The sequence below is a fragment of the Novosphingobium sp. Fuku2-ISO-50 genome (assembly GCF_001519055.1).
GTDB lineage: Bacteria > Pseudomonadota > Alphaproteobacteria > Sphingomonadales > Sphingomonadaceae > Novosphingobium.
This window is the reverse complement of record NZ_KQ954300.1, coordinates 69,815-89,016: the sequence shown is the minus strand read 5'-3', so window position 1 is coordinate 89,016 and position 19,202 is coordinate 69,815. Positions and strand designations below refer to the sequence as shown.

The 19,202-nt window shown below is 62.9% G+C and carries 15 protein-coding genes and 1 tRNA gene; 8 read left to right on the top strand and 8 right to left on the bottom strand.

The features are described from left to right. Positions 1 to 115: 115 nt before the first annotated feature. Positions 116 to 766: a TetR/AcrR family transcriptional regulator gene (locus AQZ50_RS20185; protein ID WP_231730367.1), complete on the bottom strand. Its 651-nt coding sequence runs from the start codon at positions 764 to 766 to the stop codon at positions 116 to 118. Positions 767 to 1,142: 376 nt separating this feature from the next. Here AQZ50_RS20185 and AQZ50_RS16895 point away from each other — a divergent pair, with 376 nt between their 5' ends. The 4 genes from AQZ50_RS16895 to AQZ50_RS16880 are packed head-to-tail and all read left to right on the top strand — an operon-like array spanning position 1,143 to position 7,539. Beyond that, complete coding sequence (locus AQZ50_RS16895; RefSeq protein WP_369801435.1) at positions 1,143 to 2,579, top strand: efflux transporter outer membrane subunit; 1,437 nt, start codon at positions 1,143 to 1,145, stop codon at positions 2,577 to 2,579. Further along, positions 2,576 to 3,649 (top strand): HlyD family secretion protein, encoded by a 1,074-nt coding sequence (locus tag AQZ50_RS16890; protein ID WP_067748018.1) that lies wholly within the window; start codon positions 2,576 to 2,578, stop codon positions 3,647 to 3,649. The genes AQZ50_RS16895 and AQZ50_RS16890 overlap by 4 nt, the downstream gene beginning before the upstream one ends. Then, positions 3,646 to 6,411, top strand: coding sequence for a ribosome-associated ATPase/putative transporter RbbA (gene rbbA, locus AQZ50_RS16885; protein ID WP_067748016.1), 2,766 nt, complete (start codon positions 3,646 to 3,648; stop codon positions 6,409 to 6,411). The genes AQZ50_RS16890 and rbbA overlap by 4 nt, the downstream gene beginning before the upstream one ends. Before the next feature lie 3 nt (positions 6,412 to 6,414). Beyond that, on the top strand, positions 6,415 to 7,539 hold the full coding sequence (locus tag AQZ50_RS16880) for an ABC transporter permease (RefSeq protein ID WP_067748014.1): 1,125 nt from the start codon (positions 6,415 to 6,417) through the stop codon (positions 7,537 to 7,539). A 57-nt stretch (positions 7,540 to 7,596) separates the two neighbouring features. On the opposite strand, the gene AQZ50_RS16875 is transcribed toward AQZ50_RS16880, so the two are convergent. Both AQZ50_RS16875 and AQZ50_RS16870 read right to left on the bottom strand, forming a co-directional pair. Then, on the bottom strand, positions 7,597 to 8,010 hold the full coding sequence (locus tag AQZ50_RS16875; RefSeq protein ID WP_067748013.1) for a hypothetical protein: 414 nt from the start codon (positions 8,008 to 8,010) through the stop codon (positions 7,597 to 7,599). A gap of 1 nt (position 8,011) precedes the next feature. Next, a complete protein-coding gene (locus AQZ50_RS16870; RefSeq protein WP_067748011.1) occupies positions 8,012 to 8,404 on the bottom strand; it encodes a helix-turn-helix domain-containing protein in 393 nt (130 codons plus the stop codon). A 499-nt stretch (positions 8,405 to 8,903) separates the two neighbouring features. Between AQZ50_RS16870 and AQZ50_RS16865 the strand changes: the two genes are divergently transcribed. Beyond that, positions 8,904 to 9,983, top strand: coding sequence for a tyrosine-type recombinase/integrase (locus tag AQZ50_RS16865; RefSeq protein WP_067748010.1), 1,080 nt, complete (start codon positions 8,904 to 8,906; stop codon positions 9,981 to 9,983). Between the two features lie 83 nt (positions 9,984 to 10,066). On the opposite strand, the gene AQZ50_RS16860 is transcribed toward AQZ50_RS16865, so the two are convergent. Together AQZ50_RS16860 and AQZ50_RS16855 are read right to left on the bottom strand one after the other, a co-directional pair. Next, a tRNA-Gln gene (locus tag AQZ50_RS16860) sits at positions 10,067 to 10,141 on the bottom strand. Between the two features lie 59 nt (positions 10,142 to 10,200). After that, positions 10,201 to 10,872: an HAD family hydrolase gene (locus AQZ50_RS16855; protein ID WP_067748008.1), complete on the bottom strand. Its 672-nt coding sequence runs from the start codon at positions 10,870 to 10,872 to the stop codon at positions 10,201 to 10,203. Positions 10,873 to 10,934: 62 nt separating this feature from the next. Between AQZ50_RS16855 and glmU the strand changes: the two genes are divergently transcribed. The 3 genes from glmU to AQZ50_RS16840 all read left to right on the top strand — a co-directional run bounded on the left by glmU (position 10,935) and on the right by AQZ50_RS16840 (position 16,769). Continuing rightward, positions 10,935 to 12,359 (top strand): bifunctional UDP-N-acetylglucosamine diphosphorylase/glucosamine-1-phosphate N-acetyltransferase GlmU, encoded by a 1,425-nt coding sequence (gene glmU, locus AQZ50_RS16850; RefSeq protein ID WP_231730365.1) that lies wholly within the window; start codon positions 10,935 to 10,937, stop codon positions 12,357 to 12,359. A gap of 77 nt (positions 12,360 to 12,436) precedes the next feature. Continuing rightward, entirely contained in the window at positions 12,437 to 14,260 is a 1,824-nt protein-coding gene (gene glmS, locus AQZ50_RS16845; RefSeq protein ID WP_067748006.1) for a glutamine--fructose-6-phosphate transaminase (isomerizing), read from the top strand. A 55-nt stretch (positions 14,261 to 14,315) separates the two neighbouring features. Continuing rightward, complete coding sequence (locus tag AQZ50_RS16840; RefSeq protein WP_067748004.1) at positions 14,316 to 16,769, top strand: putative bifunctional diguanylate cyclase/phosphodiesterase; 2,454 nt, start codon at positions 14,316 to 14,318, stop codon at positions 16,767 to 16,769. Between the two features lie 9 nt (positions 16,770 to 16,778). Here the strand turns inward: AQZ50_RS16840 and purQ are convergent, their stop codons facing one another. Genes purQ through AQZ50_RS16825 form a run of 3 tightly spaced genes read right to left on the bottom strand, consistent with a single transcriptional unit; the run spans position 16,779 to position 19,201 of the window. Further along, the gene (gene purQ / locus AQZ50_RS16835) at positions 16,779 to 17,459 is read right to left on the bottom strand and encodes a phosphoribosylformylglycinamidine synthase subunit PurQ (protein ID WP_067748002.1); all 681 of its coding nucleotides are present in this window, start codon (positions 17,457 to 17,459) and stop codon (positions 16,779 to 16,781) included. Positions 17,460 to 17,461: 2 nt separating this feature from the next. Next, entirely contained in the window at positions 17,462 to 17,695 is a 234-nt protein-coding gene (purS, locus tag AQZ50_RS16830) for a phosphoribosylformylglycinamidine synthase subunit PurS (protein ID WP_067748000.1), read from the bottom strand. A gap of 57 nt (positions 17,696 to 17,752) precedes the next feature. Then, the gene (locus AQZ50_RS16825) at positions 17,753 to 19,201 is read right to left on the bottom strand and encodes an amidase (protein WP_067747998.1); all 1,449 of its coding nucleotides are present in this window, start codon (positions 19,199 to 19,201) and stop codon (positions 17,753 to 17,755) included. Position 19,202: the final 1 nt, after the last annotated feature.

Here is a 19,202-nt window from a genome sequence, read left to right as displayed (position 1 = left end):
CAATGCGCTGATATCCTGTTCTTTTCTGGAAATTGCGCCCCAGAGGGGCTGCACCGTCACATCGGGCAAGGTTCCGTGTCAAAGGATACTGGCACAATGGCGAAATCGGTGCGATTCAGTCGATCGCAAAGGGAAGCGATTTTGCTATCATGGCAATGGCGCGCTCGAAATATTCCGCCTTTGCCTTGCGCGAATTTTCCATCGAACCCCGGATGAGAATTTGATTGCGCGGTGCGAAGATGAGCATGTCGCACAGATAGTTCGCGAGAAATTCCAGATCACCTTGCGCCAGGCTGGTTTCTTTGCGCTCACGCAGAACGGACCGGAACATTTCAACAGCACCGTCGGAGACAACTGGCAGCTTCGTTTGCGGGAGACGCAAACGCTGGTCGGCAACCCATTGCATCAGCCGTTCGAGACGGACGACGTCCGGTCTGAGCGAGAGATCGAGGGCTTTCCGGCCAATATGGACAAGGCGTTCTCTCAAGCTTCCGCAGGGCACGGTAATGACGACTGATCGGGTATGTCGTACCACTCCATGCTCGATCGCCGCAAAGAACAGGCCCTGCTTGGATCCATGCCTGGTATAGATTGTGCGCTTGGTGACTCGGGCCGCCGCTGCGATGCGATCCATGTTTGCACTTTCAAATCCCCTTTCGAGGAACTCTTCAAGCGCTGCGTCAAGAATTCGCGGGCCCAGCAGCGCCGCGACCTCTTGTGGAGGGCGGCCGCCCTTTGGATCGTGCGGCGGATTGCTGCGAGCCATGCTGGCTTGGGTTTGTGTCGTCACAGTCGGCCGACCTAGCAAACCTCAACGCGTCTGCCCAGATTCGCCTTGATCATACTGCGGTTTGTCGCGATAACGACACTCAAGAGTATACATAATATCCGGGATGGGAGGCAGCAACGCATAACCACGGCTTGATGCCAGGCGCAGGAGTTGAAGCGGAATGACGCCAATATCACGTGTGACCAGGGCGCTGCGGACGCGTGCCGATGCCGCCTGAGGGCCGCACGTCGAGGGCGGAGCAGCAACTGGCGACAATGTGATTGCCGGTATGCGCATGAACGCGTGCAGGAAACTTCGGCAGGGTCAGGGGAGTAAGCGTGTGGCTTCAGAGCGATGCTCTGCACGATGGCGGATGTGTTGGACCGCCATGCCTCTTGTGGTCATGGCAAGCGCGTGTTCTTTCGCCCCGGCTCATGTCCGCCCGGCACAACCCGTGCCTGATGCCTATGCGTCGGGCGAAACGGATTCCCGATCGATCGCGCGGATCGGGTGGCAGGACTTTTTCAGGGACGACCAGTTGCGTGCGCTCATTACGGCAGCGCTGGCCAACAACCGTGACATCCGCATTGCCGCGGCGCGTGTTGCGGAGGCACGCGCGGCATGGCGAATCCAGGGTTCGGCGCTGTACCCCCAGGTCAATGCGGTGGGGACCGACGCGCTCGGTCGGTCGATTATCAGCTTTCCCGGCTTTGGTAACGAGGCCTACGACATCAAGCTGTGGTCAGCTCAACTGAGTGCCAGTTGGCAAATCGATTTCTGGGGCAGTTTGCGCAACGCAAAGGATGCTGCACGGGACCAGTTTCTGGCTACCGAACAAGCGCGCCGCGCTGTGGCGACCGACCTGATCGCGCAAGTCGCCAACGGCTATCTCCTCGAACACGAATACGAAGAGCGCGAGGCGCTCGCGCGGCAGACCATTGCAACGCGCGAGGAAGCGCTGCGCATCATGCGCCGCCGTTATGAGGTCGGCTCCGGCTCCAAGCTCGAGATGACCCAGGCGCAAATGTTGCTCGCCCAGGCGCAGGCCGCGCTCCAGGCACTCGGTCAGGATCGCGGCGTCAACCACAATGCGCTGGAACTGCTGGTCGGGCGGCCGGTCGAAATGGTGCCCGGTGCGCTTGGCCTGGCAGGAGCGACACCGGACATTGTGCTGCCGGCCGGCCTCCCGTCCGATCTGCTGGTCAACCGCCCCGACATCATGGCCGCGGAATTTCGCTTGCGCGCGGCAGAAGCGAATATCGGCGCGGCTCGGGCGGCCTTTTTCCCCAATATCAGCCTGACCGGCTCGTACGGCACCGGGAGCGTGGCGCTGGACGATCTGTTTCAGCCGGGGAGCCGGGTCTGGGCTTTCAATCCGACCATTTCCATTCCGCTGTTCAATGCAGGCGCGCTCGCCGCCAATCTCGACGTCGCAAAAGCGCGTCGGATCGGCGCCGTGGCGGAATATGAAAAGACCGTGCAGGCAGCTTTCCGGGATGTGTCCGACGCACTGATCCGGCGGCGGCAATTGGCGCTGCAGATCGAATCGACTCACACCGTGCTTGACGCGCTGCGCGAACGGGCCCGCCTCGCCCACCTTCGGTTCGAAAATGGCCGGTCGGCCTATCTCGAAGTGCTCGACGCGGAGCGGGATCTGTTCGGGACCGAGCAAGCGCTTGTCGAGCTTCGCCGCGCCCACCTCGCCAGCGGTATCGCGCTTTATGCAAGCGTTGGCGGCGGCTTTGCCGACGCGCCGACGTTCGACCCGCAGGCACCCAACAGTCAGAAGGCAGGAGCACAGAAACGATGACCCCCTCCGGGAAAACCTGGCTCGTCAGGGGCGGCATTGCCATTGCAGCGCTGGCCATGGTGTTGGCGCTATGGTGGCTGCTGAAGCCCGCCGCGCTGTCTGCCGGGATTGTCAGCGGCAACGGCCGGATCGAGGCGGTCGAGGTCGATGTCTCGGCCAAGTCACCGGGCCGGATCAGCACCATTCAGGTTGATGAAGGCGCCTTCGTCAAAGCCGGGCAGGTCGTCGCGCACATGGACACCGATGTGCTCGTTGCCCAAAGGGCCGAGGCAGAGGCGAAACTGGCGCAGGCGATCAACGCCATCCAGATCGCCGAGAGTCAGGTCGTGCAACAGCAGGCCAACCGCGCCGCCGCCGAGGCCGCAGCCCGCCAGCGCGAGGCCGAACTCGGCGCAGCGCGCAAGCGGCTCGCGCGTTCGGCGACTCTCGCGAAAGAGGGCGCCACCCCGGTCCAGGAACGCGATGACGACGAAGCGCAAGTCGAAGGCGCCGTGGCTGCGGTCGAAGCGGCACGTGCGCAAGTTGCGGCGGTCGATTCCGCGATCACCACCGCGCGCAACCAGGTAATCGGGGCGCATGCAAACGTCGATGCCGTGCGCGCGATGATCCAGCGGATCGACGCCGACATCCGCGACAGCGATCTCAAGGCACCGATCGACGGGCGAGTGCAATATCGTGTTGCCCAGCCCGGCGAAGTGGTTGCCGGTGGAGGCCGCGTACTCAATCTGGTCAACCTGGGCGATGTCTACATGACCTTTTTCCTGCCCGAGACGGCAGTGGGCAAAGTGGCGATCGGCAGCGATGTGCGGATTGTCCTCGATGCGGCGCCGGACATGGTCATTCCGGCGAAAATCAGCTTTGTCTCTGACGTTGCGCAGTTCACCCCCAAGACCGTCGAGACTGCAAGCGAGCGGCAGAAGCTGATGTTCCGGGTCAAGGCACAGATCGATCGCCGGCTGCTTGAACACTACATCACCAAGGTCAAGACCGGTCTCCCCGGGCTGGCCTATGTCCGGATCGACCCCAAAGTCGAATGGCCGGACAAGCTGGCCGTCAAAGTTCCGCGATGATTGCCGTCTCCACCGAAGAGATGGCGGCGCGTGTTTCGGGCGTCAGCCTGCGCTATCGCAAAGTTCTGGCGCTGGACGGGATCGATCTGGACATTCCGGCCGGTCGGACCGTGGCGATGATCGGCCCGGACGGGGTGGGCAAGTCCAGCCTGTTCTCCCTGATTGCGGGCGCGCGTGCCATCAGCGAAGGGCATATCGAAGTGCTGGGTGGCGACATGGCCGACCGGCAACACCGCGAGGCAGTCTGTCCGCGCATCGCCTATATGCCGCAGGGTCTCGGCAAAAACCTCTATCCGACGCTGTCGATCGACGAGAATCTGGAATTCTTCGGGCGGCTGTTCGGGCAGGGCAGGGCCGAGCGCGAGCATCGCATTGCCCAGCTGACCGAGAGCACCGGGCTTGCACCTTTCCGCAAACGGCCGGTAGGCCAGTTGTCGGGGGGCATGAAGCAGAAGCTTGGCTTGTGCTGCGCGCTGATCCACGATCCCGATTTCCTGCTGCTCGATGAGCCGACGACTGGCGTCGACCCGCTGTCGCGCGCACAGTTCTGGGATCTGATCGATCATATCCGCGCCGATCGCCCCGGAATGAGCGTGCTGGTCGCTACCGCCTATATGGAAGAAGCGGAACGGTTCGATTGGCTGGTGGCGATGAACGCGGGCAAGATCCTGGCCACCGGCACGCCGCATGCGTTCTTCGAGCGTACCGGCAAAGACAATCTTGAACGCGCCTTCATTACGCTTTTGCCGGAGGCCGTGCGGAGCGGTTACCATCCGGTCACCATTCCACCGCGCAGTGCGGACAGCGAAGTCGCCATCGAAGCGCGCGGCCTGACGATGCGATTTGGCGACTTCACCGCTGTCGATCATGTCGACTTCCGGATCGAACGCGGCGAAATCTTCGGCTTTCTCGGCTCCAACGGCTGCGGCAAGTCGACCACTATGAAAATGCTGACCGGGCTGCTCAAGGCAACCGAGGGGCAGGCATGGCTGTTTGGCAAGGAAATCGAGAACGACGACATGGCAACCCGTCGGCGCGTCGGGTACATGTCGCAGGCCTTCTCGCTTTATTCCGAACTGACGGTGCGTCAGAACCTGGAGCTTCACGCCCAGCTCTTTCATGTCCCGGCGGCTGAAGTGGCGGGTCGCGTGGCCGAGATGGCGCAGCGCTTCGGCCTGACCGACATCATGGACGCGTTGCCCGATGCCCTGCCGCTCGGCCAGCGCCAGCGGCTGAGTCTGGCCGTGGCGATGATCCACAAGCCGGAAATGCTGATCCTCGACGAGCCCACCTCCGGCGTGGATCCGATCGCGCGCGACCAGTTCTGGCAGATGATGATCGATCTGTCGCGCAACGACAAAGTGACGATTTTCATCTCCACCCATTTCATGAACGAGGCGGAACGCTGCGATCGCATCTCGTTGATGCATGCCGGCAAAGTACTGATCAGCGATACCCCGCAGGCGATCATCAAGAAGCGCGCTAGCGCCAGCCTGGAAGCCGCATTCATCGCCTATCTGAAGGATGCAACGGGCGAAACGGTCGATGGCGCGCCCGCCGATGACAGCGCGCCATCGCATCGTGCCCCTGTTCCGGCAGGTGATCCCGCGCCATCCTCCGGCGCCGCCTCACCATGGTTCAGCCAGCGCCGGATGATGAGCTACGCCCGGCGCGAAGGGCTGGAATTGCAGCGCGATCCGATCCGGGCGACTCTGGCGCTGTTGGGCAGCGTGATCCTGATGCTGATCATGGGCTACGGCATCAGCCTGGATGTCGAAAAACTGCCATTCGCCGTGCTTGACCATGACGGGTCGACGACGAGCCAGAACTACGTCCTCAACCTTGCCGGATCGCGCTATTTCGTCGAACGACCGCCGATCACCAACTATGCGGAGCTCGACCGCCGCATGCGCGCGGGCGAAGTTGGCGTAGCACTCGAAATCCCGCCCAATTTCGCGCGTGACTTGCGCCGGGGTGTCCCGGTCCAGATCGGCGTCTGGCTGGACGGCGCAATGCCCACGCGGGCCGAAACCATCGAGGGCTACATCGTGGCCATGCATGCCCAGTGGCTGAGCGACATGGCCGCGCAAAACTTCGGATACCGACCGGCCGCGGGCCTTATAAACATCGAGCTGCGCTATCGTTACAACCCCGATGTGAAGAGCCTGGTCGCGATCGCGCCTGCGGTTGTCCCGATCCTGCTTTTGCTGTTTCCCGCGATCCTGACCGCGCTCAGCGTGGTGCGCGAGAAGGAACTGGGCTCGATCATCAATTTCTACGTGACGCCGATCACCCGGCTTGAATTCCTGCTGGGCAAGCAGGTTCCCTATGTCCTGCTCGCCATGGTCAACTACGTCCTGCTGGTGATCGTGGCCGTCGCGATTTTCCGCGTACCGATCACCGGCAATATCCTGGCCATGACGCTCGGCGCGTTTCTCTATACCCTGACCTCGACCGCGATCGGGCTGCTGTTCTCGATTTTCATGCGCAGCCAGATTGCGGCGATGTTTGCCACCGCGATCGGCACGATCCTGCCGGCGGTGCAGTTCTCGGGCCTGATCAACCCCGTTTCCTCGCTTGAAGGGCCGGGCAAACTGATCGGTGCGATTTTCCCGGCAACGCATTTCGTCACGATCTGTCGCGGTGTCTTTTCCAAGGGATTGGGCTTTGCCGATCTGGCCGGCCAGTTACTGGCGCTCGCGGTCACTTTTCCGATCCTGCTTGCGACGTGTGTCGTGCTGCTTCGCAAGCAGGAGAATTGAGCGGTGGATCAATTCCTCAACATCTTCCGGCTCGGGATCAAGGAACTGCGCAGCCTTGTGCGCGACCCGATGATGCTCGTGCTGATCCTCTATGCGTTTTCGTTCGACGTCTACGTGGCCGCGACCGGCATTCCCGAAACCTTGTACAAGGCGCCTGTCGCGATTGTGGATGAAGACCAGTCGCCACTGTCCAACCGGATCACCAGTGCGTTTTACCCGCCCCATTTCACCCGGCCCGCAATGATCGGGCTGCACCAGGTCGACAAAGGCATGGATGCCGGAGACTATACGTTTGCGCTCGACATCCCGCCTGATTTCCAGCGCGACATGCTGGCTGGACGCCACCCGACGATCCAGCTGAATGTCGATGCGACCAGCATGACCCAGGCTTTCACCGGCGGCGGCTATATCCAGCAGATTGTTCAGGGCGAGGCTGCCGATTTTGCCGCGGGAACCCGATCGCACGCCCCCGCGCCGGTCGATCTTGCGCTGCGCGCCCGGTTCAACCCCAACCTGACGCAAAGCTGGTTTGCCTCGCTGATGGAAATCATCAACAATGTGACGATGCTGTCGATCGTGCTGACGGGGGCCGCGCTGATCCGTGAACGCGAACATGGCACGATCGAACATCTGCTGGTGATGCCGATAACACCGCTCGAAATCATGGCGAGCAAAGTCTGGTCGATGGGGCTGGTCGTCTTGCTGGCCTGTGCCTTCGCTCTCATTTTCGTCATTCAGGGCGTGCTTCACGTCCCGATCGAGGGATCGATTGCACTGTTCCTGGCTGGCGCGGGTCTGCATTTGTTTGCCACGACATCGATAGGCATCTTCCTGGCTACGATTGCTCGCTCGATGCCGCAATTCGGCCTGCTGATGATGCTGGTATTGCTGCCGCTGCAGCTCTTGTCCGGTGGTATGACACCCAGGGAAAGCATGCCGGAGTTCGTTCAGATCGTCATGCTCGCGGCGCCAACCACGCATTTCGTGAAGATGGCCCAGGCTGTTCTTTACCGAGGTGCCGGATTTGACGTGGTGTGGCCCCAGTTTCTCGCGATCATCGCGATCGGTGCAATCTTCTTCGCTATAGCCCTGTCCCGCTTTCGCCGGACAATCAACTCTATGGCGTGAATGGAGGGCGGCTAAACCCGATCGACCATCCACAGCGGACTAACCGGTCAGTCCTCCCTAACCGTCGCTTCGAACGAAAGTTGAAGCCCCATAAAGGCGCATATGCCATCGACCGAACTGCTGTTCGGCACGTTCGACCAGCCACAGGGGGATGAGGAAAGAGGCGAAGAGGGGGGCGGTGATTTTGATCTCAATGAGATTGGTGAAGAGCGAGAGGGCGAGGGCGGCCAGCGCGGCCATAGTCGCTGTGAGCGTGATCGCCTTGGCGTACGCGATGTAGCGGGGAATGCGCACATCGCGGACCTTTAGCAGCAGTGCGATTTGCCGTTCGGTATCTGCCAGGGCGGAGCGTGCAGTCCGGATTTCATTCCGCAATGCCACACGTTCGGCCATCAGTTTTTCAAGCGGGGGGCTTACCGCCTGCATCGTGGCGAGCAGCTTGTCTTTGGTTTCAGTGCGTCTGTCAGTCATGTCAGGCACTCAGGGAAAGCAGTTTTTCTGACATCGTCTCGCTGATACTGCCGTGCTCCAGCAGGTACTGGAACAGCGCGCTGCCCAGTTTGATCAGCGCTTCCTTCTCGACTGGATCACCGCTGCGGGCGAGGTAGTCCCATGCGGTGTCGATCGAGATCTCATAGGTTTCATCCAGGCCGGTCTGGTCCGGCCGACCTTCGCCGGTGAGCAGCCATGCAGGGCTTACCTTGTAGGTCTTCGCGAAGGCGAGAATCACGCTGGCCGGCGGCTCACGCATCCCTTTCTCATAATTCACCAGCGCGCCGTGGGAGATGTCGATCTCCGCTGCGACGTCAGCCTGGTTCAATCCGCGCGCCTTGCGGATCTCGAGAAGGCGTCTGCCGATGCTCACGCAGCACCTTCAGGTCGAGATGGCTTGACATTACTCACAATCATGAGTTAATCCACATTCATAGATTTTTCTGGCTCAATTTTTCCTAAACTACATCATGAGTGAGAGTTGAGCAATTGTCCACTTTGCCTGGCGCGGCAGGGTGTCTGGAATCCTGTGCCCTTCGAACTGGTGGTTTAGCATTCAGGCAATTGCCCGCCCGCAGAGCAGTCGCCCCGTCAGGGGGCATTTCCGATGGTCTCGAAAATCCGACCGTCGTCAACAATGGAGCGTGTCATGACCCGTCTTGTGACCAAAGAGGGCATTTGTGGCTATCTTGGCGGTATCAAGCCTTCGACTTATGACAACTGGCAGGCAAAGGGCATTGTCCCCGGCCCAGTTCCGGGGACCAGCCGTTACGACATACCCTCGCATGACCGTGCTTTGGACCAGGTCTGTGGGTTGGGACAAGCCTTGCCACGGAAAGCCCTCTCTCCGCTCGAAGCCTGGGAACAAGGCCATGCGTCTTAGGCTGAAAGGCGTCTATCAGAGCCACAAGAAGCTCGCGACGGGACGTCTGAAAACCTATTACATTCTTCGTGGCTATGGCGCCCTTAATCCAGTGCCGGGTGACGAAGCGGAAGATTTCTATCCCGGTTCGCCTGCGTTCATGAGGTCGTACAATGCGGCGATCAAGACGCCGAGCCAAACGAGGACTGTGGGGACGCTGCAGGCAATCATCGACGGGTATATGAAAAGTACTGCTTTCACGAGCCTAGCTCCACGCACCAAGCGCGATTATGAGCAACACTTGGCGACGATCGCCAAGGCAAAGCTGACCGAAAAATCGCCTGCCTTTTCCACATATCCTCTCGAACTTTTGGATGATCCGAAGATACGTCGACGGTTGCTGGACTGGCGTGACCGGAGGGCCGAGAGTTCGCCTCGGCAGGCGGACGCAATATTCGGCGTGCTGCGCATCATCCTCGAATGGGCTCGAGATCGGGGCATGATTTCCAACAACCATGCCACCCGGCCCAAAAAGGTCTACAAGGTCGATCGCAGTGAGAAAATCTGGCTGTCGGCAGACCTTGAGGCTTTTCGCAAAGTTGCCTCGCCCGAAATGCGCCTCGCCCTCGAATTAGCGCTTTGGACGGGGCAGAGGCAAGGGGACCTGCTGAAGCTGGGATGGTCTTCCTATAACGACGGACGGATTTCGTTTCGTCAGGGCAAGCGCAACCGCAAAGTCGATATGCCGGTTCCTGCAGCGTTGCGGGCGCTGCTCGATGCAGTGCCGCGGTCGGCAGAGACCATCCTGACCAAGTCAAATGGCAAGTCCTGGGGGCAGATCCATTTCCAGCACCACTGGCGCAAGGCCACGCTCGATGCGGGTCTCGATGGTCTGCATTTTCACGACATTCGCGGGACGAGTTGCACCATGCTTGCCGATGCCGGCTGCACCCCGTCGGAAATCGCTGCGATGCTGGGTTGGACGATCAGAACAGTGAACGACATGCTCGATCGATACCAGGCTTTGACCGCAATTCAGAGCAACTCTGCCGTCGCCAAACTGGAGTCGCGGCAGGAAAGTACCAGATGACGCGTAACCCAAGGTGCGGAATGAAGTGCGGAACGCTGTGGATAACTATTTTTTCAAAGGGTATTTTATGCTTGTAAAACAATTGGCTGGGGCGGCAGGATTCGAACCTGCGGATGCCGGTACCAAAAACCGGTGCCTTACCACTTGGCGACGCCCCAACGAGGCCTGCGCATATAACGGGCGCGGCGCAGATGAAAAGAGGGATTGTCGGGCGGATTCAGCCCAGGCGTTCGAGGGTGGGGATAAGCTCGTCGAAATGATCGATGACGGCGTCGGCGCCAAGGTCATGTACGGGCAAATCGCAAAAGCCGAAGCTGACTGCGACGACCGGCAGCCCGGCGGCGCGCGCGGCGCCGATGTCATAGGTGGTATCGCCGACGAATGCGGCATTCGACGCGCCGGTGCGGCGAACCATTTCGATCAGCATGTCTGGCTTTGGCTTGGCGCGATCGAGGCCGAGCGTGTCGCCGCCGATGATCGTGGCCAGCCGAGGGGTAAGGCCGAGTTCGTCGAACAGCCGCCGCGCCAGCGCCTCGCGCTTGTTGGTGGCAACCGCGATCTTGACCCCGCGCGCCTCAAGCCCGGCAAGCATGGCTTCGCCGCCCGGATAAAGCGCGGTGTGGCGGGCAATGTTGGCTTCGTAAAAGCCGATCAGCTTTTCAGTGAGATCGGGCAGGATCGCTTCGTCGACGCCGCCCGTGCGGGCCAGGCCGCTGCGCAGCATCTGGCCGGTGCCGCCGCCGATCAGGCCGCGCACGTCTTCGAGCGGGATGATCGGGCGGCCGATCAGCGCCAGCGCATGATTGAGCGCGTGACCAAGATCCAACGCGGTATCGAGCAGGGTGCCGTCGAGATCGAATCCGACGACGTCATAAGGAAAATCAGCCATCGGCGCGGTCCGTGCCCGAGCCTTCTGGAAACTGCAAGGAAATGCTGGCAAGGACGTCAACCATGACCGACACCATGCCTGAATCCGCTCGCCCCGTAGCCCGCGCCGAAGATCGTCATCTGGCTATCGTCATCCTTGCCGCCGGCAAGGGGACCAGGATGAAAAGCGACCTGCACAAGGTTTTGCATCCCATCGCCGGACGGCCGATGGTGCAGCACCTCATGGCAAGCGCGGCGACGCTAAACCCTGAGCATCAGGTCGTCGTCGTCGGCAGTGGGCGCGAACAGCTTGAAAAGGCCGTCGGCGAGTCGGCGACGATCGCGGTGCAAGACCCGCAGCATGGCACGGCGCACGCGGTGCAGCAGGCCGAAGGCGCGCTCGAAGGTTTTTCGGGCGATGTGCTGGTGCTTTATGGCGATGTGCCGTTCGTGCGGGCGGACACCATGCGCGCGATGCTCGAACGGCTCCACGCCGATGATGCGCCGGCAGTGGTCGTGCTCGGGTTTCAGCCCGATGATGCGCTCGCCTATGGCCGGGTGATCGCCGAGAGCGGTCTGGTGCAAAAGATGGTCGAATTCAAGGACGCGACCGAAGCCGAGCGCGCCACGCGCCTGTGCAATTCGGGGCTGCTGGCGGCGCGCTCCGAGGATCTTTTTGCCCTGTTGGCGCGGGTCGGCAATGACAACGCCCAGGGCGAATATTACTTGCCCGACATCGTCAATATCGCGCTGGCCGACGGCCGCCGGGCCGCCGTCGTGGTGACCGACGATGCCGACGAAGTCGCCGGGATCAACAGTCGCGCCGAACTGGCCGCCGCGGAAGAGCGCTGGCAATCACGCCGCCGGGCGCAGGCGATGGCCGATGGCGCTACGCTGATCGCGCCCCAGACGGTGTGGTTCGCCTGGGATACGGTGGTCGGGCGCGATGTGACGATCGAACAGAATGTCGTCTTTGGCCCCGGCGCGGTGATCGCGGACAACGTTGCGATCCATGCCTTTTGCCATATCGAGGGCGCGCGTGTCGCCAGCGGCGCCTCGGTCGGGCCGTTTGCCCGTCTGCGCCCCGGCGCGGATCTGGGCGAGGGCAGCAAAGTCGGCAATTTCGTCGAGGTCAAGAACGCGCGGCTGGGCAAGGGCGCCAAGGCCAATCACCTCAGCTATCTGGGCGATGCCGATGTCGGCGCGCAGGCCAATATCGGCGCGGGCACGATCACCTGCAACTATGACGGCTATTTCAAATATCGCACCGTGATCGGCGAACGCGCCTTCATCGGCTCGAATTCGGCGCTGATCGCTCCGGTGCGGATCGGCGCCGATGCGATCGTCGCGGCGGGCAGCGCGGTCAGCCAAGATGTGTGCGATGGAGAACTGCGGCTGGTGCGCGCCGAGCAACTGGTCAAGCCGGGCTGGGCCGACCGCTTTCACGACGCGATGAAAAAGAAAAAGGCCGAAAGAAAGGCCGACAAGAAGGCCGAAAAACAGGATTGACCGCCCGGCAATCTGCCGTTCACTTTGGCCGTGCCATGCGCTGCGCGTCGGCCCACACTTGCTGAAAGACTTATACCATGTGCGGAATTATCGGGATTGTCGGCAAGGATCAGGTGGCGGACCGTCTGGTCGATGGTCTCCGGCGCATGGAATACCGCGGCTATGACAGCGCGGGTGTCTGCACCGTCGAAGGCGGCGAGCTGGTCCGCCGCCGCGCCGAGGGCAAGCTCGCCAATCTGGTCGTCGAACTGGCGCGCAATCCCGCGCCGGGCACGATCGGCATCGCGCATACCCGCTGGGCGACGCACGGCGCGCCGACCACCAACAACGCGCACCCCCATGCCACCGATGAAGTCGCGCTCGTGCATAACGGCATCATCGAGAATTTCCGTTCGTTGCGCGAAGAACTGATCGCGCGCGGGCGCAGCTTTGAAAGCGAAACCGATACCGAAGTCGTCGCGCACCTGATTTCCGAACAAGTCGAAGCGGGGCTTTCGCCGACCGCAGCGGTCCAGGCGGTTCTGCCGCGCTTGCGCGGGGCCTTTGCGCTGGCGATCGCGTTTCGCCGGCATCCCGACATGCTGATCGGCGCGCGGCTCGGTTCGCCGCTGGTGGTCGGCTATGGCGATGGCGAGATGTTCCTCGGCTCCGATGCGTTGGCGCTCGCCCCGCTGACCCAGCGAGTCAGCTATCTCGAAGAAGGCGACTGGGTGGTGATCACCCGCGACGGCGCGTCGGTCTTCGATGCGGCGAACAATCCGGTCGTGCGTCCGATCGTCGCTTCCGGCGCGACTGCCGCCGCGATCGAAAAGGGCAATTTCCGCCATTTCATGCAAAAGGAAATTTACGAGCAGCCGATCGTCGTCGCCCAGACGCTGCGCTCGTATCTGCGTCGTTACGAACAGGTCGTGTCCTTGCCGCAGATCGATTTCGATCTTGCCAGCATCCGCCGCGTGACGATCGTCGCCTGCGGCACGAGCTATTACGCCGGGATGGTGGCGAAATACTGGTTCGAACGCTTTGCCCGCCTGCCGGTCGACATCGATGTGGCGAGCGAATTCCGCTATCGCGATCCCGTGCTCGAACCGGGCGGGCTGGCGCTGTTCATCTCGCAATCGGGCGAAACCGCCGACACGCTTGCCGCGCTGCGCCATTGCAAGGCGGCGGGGCAGACGATTGCGGTCGTCGTCAATGTGCCGACCAGCACGATGGCCCGCGAAGCCGACCTCTTGTTGCCCACGCATGCCGGGCCCGAAATCGGCGTGGCCTCGACCAAGGCGTTTACCTGCCAATTGGCCGTGCTGGCCGCGCTGGCGGTGCATCTGGCGGTCAAGCGCGGGCTGATCAGCCATGCGGAAGAAGCCGAAATTGTCGGGCATCTCGATGAAACGCCGGCCGCGCTCAACGCCGCGCTGGCGCATGACGACGAAATCGCGGCGATCGCCCCGCTGATCGCGCCGGCGCGCGATGTGCTCTATCTCGGGCGTGGGCCGGACTATCCGCTGGCGCTCGAAGGCGCGCTGAAATTGAAGGAAATCAGCTATATTCACGCCGAGGGTTATGCCAGCGGCGAAATGAAGCACGGGCCGATCGCGCTGATCGACGAAAAAGTGCCGGTGATCGTGCTCGCCCCGTCGGGCCCGCTGTTCGAAAAGACCGTTTCGAACATGCAGGAAGTGCGCGCGCGCGGCGGCAAGATCGTGCTGATTTCCGACGCCGAAGGGCTGGCCGAGGCGGGCGAGGGCTGTCTCGCGACGATCGAGATGCCCAAGGTTCACCCGCTGATCGCCCCGCTGGTCTATGCCGTGCCGGTGCAATTGCTCGCCTATCACGTCGCGCTGGCCAAAGGCACCGACGTCGATCAGCCGCGCAACCTCGCCAAATCGGTTACCGTCGAATGATCTGATGGCGCCTGGCGCTTACCATTGGGCAAGCATTGGGGGTTAAACAGGCCGGGTGACTCATTTGCCGCGCGCCCGCTCTGCTGCCAGTCTTGCCGACCACGCCAAACCGGCGTTGCCGTCGCGGTTGCAGTGGCGTGCGGTCCTGGGGCTGACCGATCCGGCCGATGGCGACTGGGGGCGGCTGCGCAGCCTGCAATTTGTCGGCCTTGCGCGAATGGCCGTGGCGCGAATTCTGGCCCATGGCCTTTGCGCGATGCTGATGATGCGCGTGCTGCGCGCCGGGGTCGGCATGATCCTTTCGGTGGGCTGGCTGGCCTTGCTGATCGCCGCCGTGATCGGCACCACGATGGTCGATCGCCGGATCAGTCCGATTGGTCAGCGCCGCGTCGGTTTGCGCGCAATTCGCGTCCAGGCGTTGGGGACGGCCGGGCTTGCCGCGGTCTGGGCCTTGCCCATTGTGGTCTTTGGCCCATGGCTCGGCGCGAACGATTGCGGGGTGATCTGGGCGATCATGGCGACGTTGATGGCAGGCATGGGCTTTGCCTTTGCGACCGTTCCGCTTGGCGCCGAAGTCTTCATCGTGATTCTCGGCCTTTCGGGGATCGGCGCATTCATGGCCCATGGCGAATGGACCGCAGCTGCGGTCGCGGCCTGCTTTCTGGTGTTTGTCGCGGTTGGCGCATTCGAGACCGCGCGCACGTTTCTTGACAGCAAGCTGGCCGAGGCCGGGCTGGTCGACAAGAGCGATGTCGTTTCGCTCTTGCTGCGCGAATTCGAAGAGGGCGAAGCCGATTGGCTGTGGCAGGTCGACCCGGCGCGCCGCGTGCGCAACGTCTCTCCGCGGTTTGCCTTTGCCCTTGGCGAAGAATCCGAAGATGTCGAAGGCAAGCCGCTGATCCAGTTGATCGCGGGCGAAAGCTGGGACACCGGATATTTCCATTCCTCGCTGCACGACCTTGCCGAACGGATAAAGCGGCGCGAAAGCTTCAGCAATCTGATGGTGCGTGTCACGCTCAAGGGACAGCACCGCTGGTGGGAGCTGTCGGCCAGCCCGCGCATCGATGAAAACGGCGTCTTCGTCGGGTTTCGCGGAGTGGGATCGGATGTTACCGAGCGGCGCGAGAACGAAGACCAGATCGCCTATCTCGCCCGGTTCGATACGCTGACCGGGTTGCCCAACCGCTTGCAACTGACCGAGGCGCTCGACGCCGCGATGCGCCGTGCCGATCAGTTCCGCAGCCGGTGCGCGTTCCTGATGATCGATCTCGACCGGTTCAAGGCGATCAACGATACGCTTGGCCATCTGGTCGGCGATCGCCTGCTCGAACGCGTGGCCGAACGGCTGGGGACGCTGGTCGGCGATACCGGGGTATGCGGTCGGCTGGGGGGCGACGAATTCGCGGTGGTGCTGGCTCAGGGCGTCGACAGCGACAAGATCGATGCTGTGGCGCATCGCATCATCGCCGGGCTGTCGCAGCCCTATATGGTCGATCACCACACGCTCTATATCGGCGCCAGCGTCGGATCGGCGATCGGGCCGCGCGACGGGGCCACGGTCGAGACCTTGATGCGCAATGCCGATCTTGCGCTCTATCGCGCCAAGGACGAGGGCGGGGCAGCGCATTTTGCCTATGAACCCTCGCTGCATACCGATGCCGAACAGCGCCGCGTGCTCGAAGTCGCGCTGCGCCATGCGCTCGACCGCAACGAATTTTCGCTGGCCTATCAGCCGGTGGTCGACGCCATCAGCGGCAAAGTGCTCAGTTTCGAAGCCTTGGCGCGCTGGACCAGCGCCGAACATGGGCCGGTCAGCCCGGCGCGTTTCATCCCGGTGGCCGAAGATGCGCGGCTGATCGTGCCGATCGGCGAATGGGCCTTGCGCACCGCCTGCAATGAAGCGGCGCGCTGGCCCGATCCGATCAAGATCGCGGTCAATGTCTCGGGCGAACAGTTGCTCGACGGCCGTTTTGCCGAAACCGTGGTCTCGGCGCTGGCGGCCAGCGGCCTGCCGCCCCATCGGCTGGAAGTCGAAGTGACCGAAAGCGTGTTTCTGCGCGACGGCACCGTGGCGCTGGAAACCCTGCAGCGGATCATCGGGCTCGGCTGCGGCGTGGCGCTCGACGATTTCGGCACCGGCTATTCCTCGCTCGGCTATCTGCGCAAGATCCGTTTTTCAACGATCAAGGTCGACCGCAGCTTTGTCCAGGGCGCGGCGCGTCACAATGCGGAAAGCCTGGCGATCGTGCGCGCGGTCGTGGCGATGGCCGACAGCCTGGAAATGTCGACCACCGCCGAAGGCGTCGAAACCGAAGAGGAACTGGCGATGGTTCGCCAACTCGGCTGCCGCAAGATCCAGGGCTATTATTTCGGACGCCCGATGCCCGCCGAAGCCGCCTTCGATCTGGTCGCGGCCAAACCGAAAAAGGCCGGCACCATCGAAGACATGGTTCGCGAAGACATGGTCCGCAAAGACATGGGCAGGGACGCCCGCGACGCAGCGGCGTAAAGGCTGCCGTCAGGCCGTCACGCCCGCCGCGCGCAAGACGCTTTCGAACAGGACGCGCCCGTCGCTGCCGCCGTGTGCGGGCTCGATCATGCGTTCGGGATGGGGCATCATGCCCAGCACATTGCGCGCTTCGTTGAGCACGCCGGCGATCTGGCGCTGCGATCCGTTGACCGGCTCGGCATAGCGAAATGCCACGCGGTCTTCGGCTTCGAGGCGGTCGAGCGTTGCAGCGTCGGCATAGTAATTGCCGTCATGATGCGCGACGGGGATAGTGATCCGCTGATCCTTGAAATAGCCGCCGGTAAACAGCGACCGGCTGGTCCCGACGGTCAGCGCGACATCGCGGCAGACGAAGTGTTGTCCGGCGTTGCGCAACAGCGCGCCGGGCAGCAGGCCCGCTTCGGTCAGCACCTGAAACCCGTTGCACACGCCGAGCACGGCAACGCCGCGCGCGGCCTCGGCCACGACCGCCTGCATGATCGGCGAACGCGCGGCCATCGCGCCCGAACGCAGATAGTCGCCATAGGAAAACCCGCCGGGCAGCGCGATGAAATCAAGCCCATCGGGCAGAACGGCATCGCCGTGCCACACGCGGTGAACCGTGCCGCCGGTGATCTCTTCGATCGCCACGGCCATGTCGCGGTCGCAGTTCGATCCGGGAAAAGTGATGACAGCGGCGGTAAAGGACATGATCAGGCCACCTTTTCGATGCGGTAGTTTTCGATCACCTGATTGGCGAGCAGCCTGGCGCACATGTCGTCGAGCGCGGCGTCGGTCACATCGTCGGCGACATCGAGCTCGATCAGGCGCCCGGCCCGCACGTCGTTGATTCCGGTAAAGCCCATGCCTTCGAGCGCATGGTGGATCGCGCGGCCCTGAGGATCGAGCACGCCGTTCTTCAGGCTGACATGGACACGCACTTTCATCGTTCGCACTCTTTCTCAGGAGTCATCGCTTGTGCGGCCCTATGCCTCCACCTGCGGTCAAGGGCAAGGTTCTTGGAAAGGGTCGGGTGCTTGGGAGGGGGCAGGTGCTGGGGATGGGGCAGGTACTGGGGGCCAGTCGCGCCAGGGCCCGCGCGCCTGTTCGTACCAGCGCGACAGGCGCAGCACGCCGATGTCGTCGAATCGCCTGCCGGTGATCTGCAACCCGATCGGCAAACCGTCCGCCGTCTGCCCGCAATCGATCGAGGCCGCCGGTTGCTCGGTCATGTTGGCGGGCATGGTAAAGGCGATGTGATCGAACGGGCGCGCAGGATCGTTGTTGGGGCCGGGCAGTGCGGCGGCAAAGGCGGGCATCGGCGCGACCGGCGACAGCACGAAATCGAACCGCTGGCTGAATCGCACGCCCGCTTCGCGGATCGCCATCAACTGCTGATAGGCCTGATACAGCTCCAGCGCGCTGGTCTGCGCGCCGCCTTCGACCCATTGGCGGATATAGGGCAGGATCAGGCTGTAACGTTCGCGCGGCAGATCCTTTGTCTCGGCCCAGAACCGGGTGCGGAAAAAGGTGTCGAAAGCATCGAACATCGCAGGCGTCAGCCAAGGCTCTGCCGGTTCGACGATCGCGCCGCCCGCTTCGAACACGCGGGCCGCCGCTTCGATGCACGCGCGCACGGCAGGCTCGGTCGCCGTGCCCGCGCCGGCATCGAGCATTACCCCGATGCGCAGCCCGCGCACATCGCCGTCAAGATCCATCCACGGCACATCTTCGCGGGGCAGGCTCATGAAATCGCGCGCATCGTCGCCGGTGATCGCGGTCATCATCAGCGCCGCATCGGCGACACTGCGCGTCATCGGCCCCGCCACCCGGCCCATATAGGGCGGATCGATCGGCACGCGCCCGTTCGACGGCTTCAGCCCGAAGATCCCGCACCAGCCCGCTGGCAAACGGATCGATCCGCCGATATCGGTGCCGACGTGCAACGGGCCATAGCCCGCCGCCGCCGCTGCGCCCGCGCCCGCGCTCGATCCGCCGGGATTGCGCGACACGTCCCACGGATTGCGCGTCAGCGGGTGAAAGCTCGACAGGCCAGAGGACAGCATGCCGTAATCAGGGACCGTGGTCTTGGCAAAGATCACCGTGCCCGCTTCGCGCAGCCGCGCGGCGACCGGGGCATCGGCGGGGGCCGGTGACAGGATGCTGGCCGCCGTGCCCATCGGCATCGGCACGCCTTTGGTCGCGATGATTTCCTTGATCGTGACCGGCACGCCGTCGAGCGGGCCCAGCGCCGTACCTGCGCGCCAGCGCGCTTCGGACGTCCGCGCATCCGCCAGCGCACCGTCGCGATCGAGCGCATAAGTCGCCGCCAGCCTGGGCTCCCACGCGGCGGCCCGCGCCAGCACGGCTTCGATCACGTCGACGGGGGACAGCGCGCCTGTGGCAAAGGCGGGGGCAAGCGCGGTGGCGGGGAAGTCGGCAAGATCGGTCATA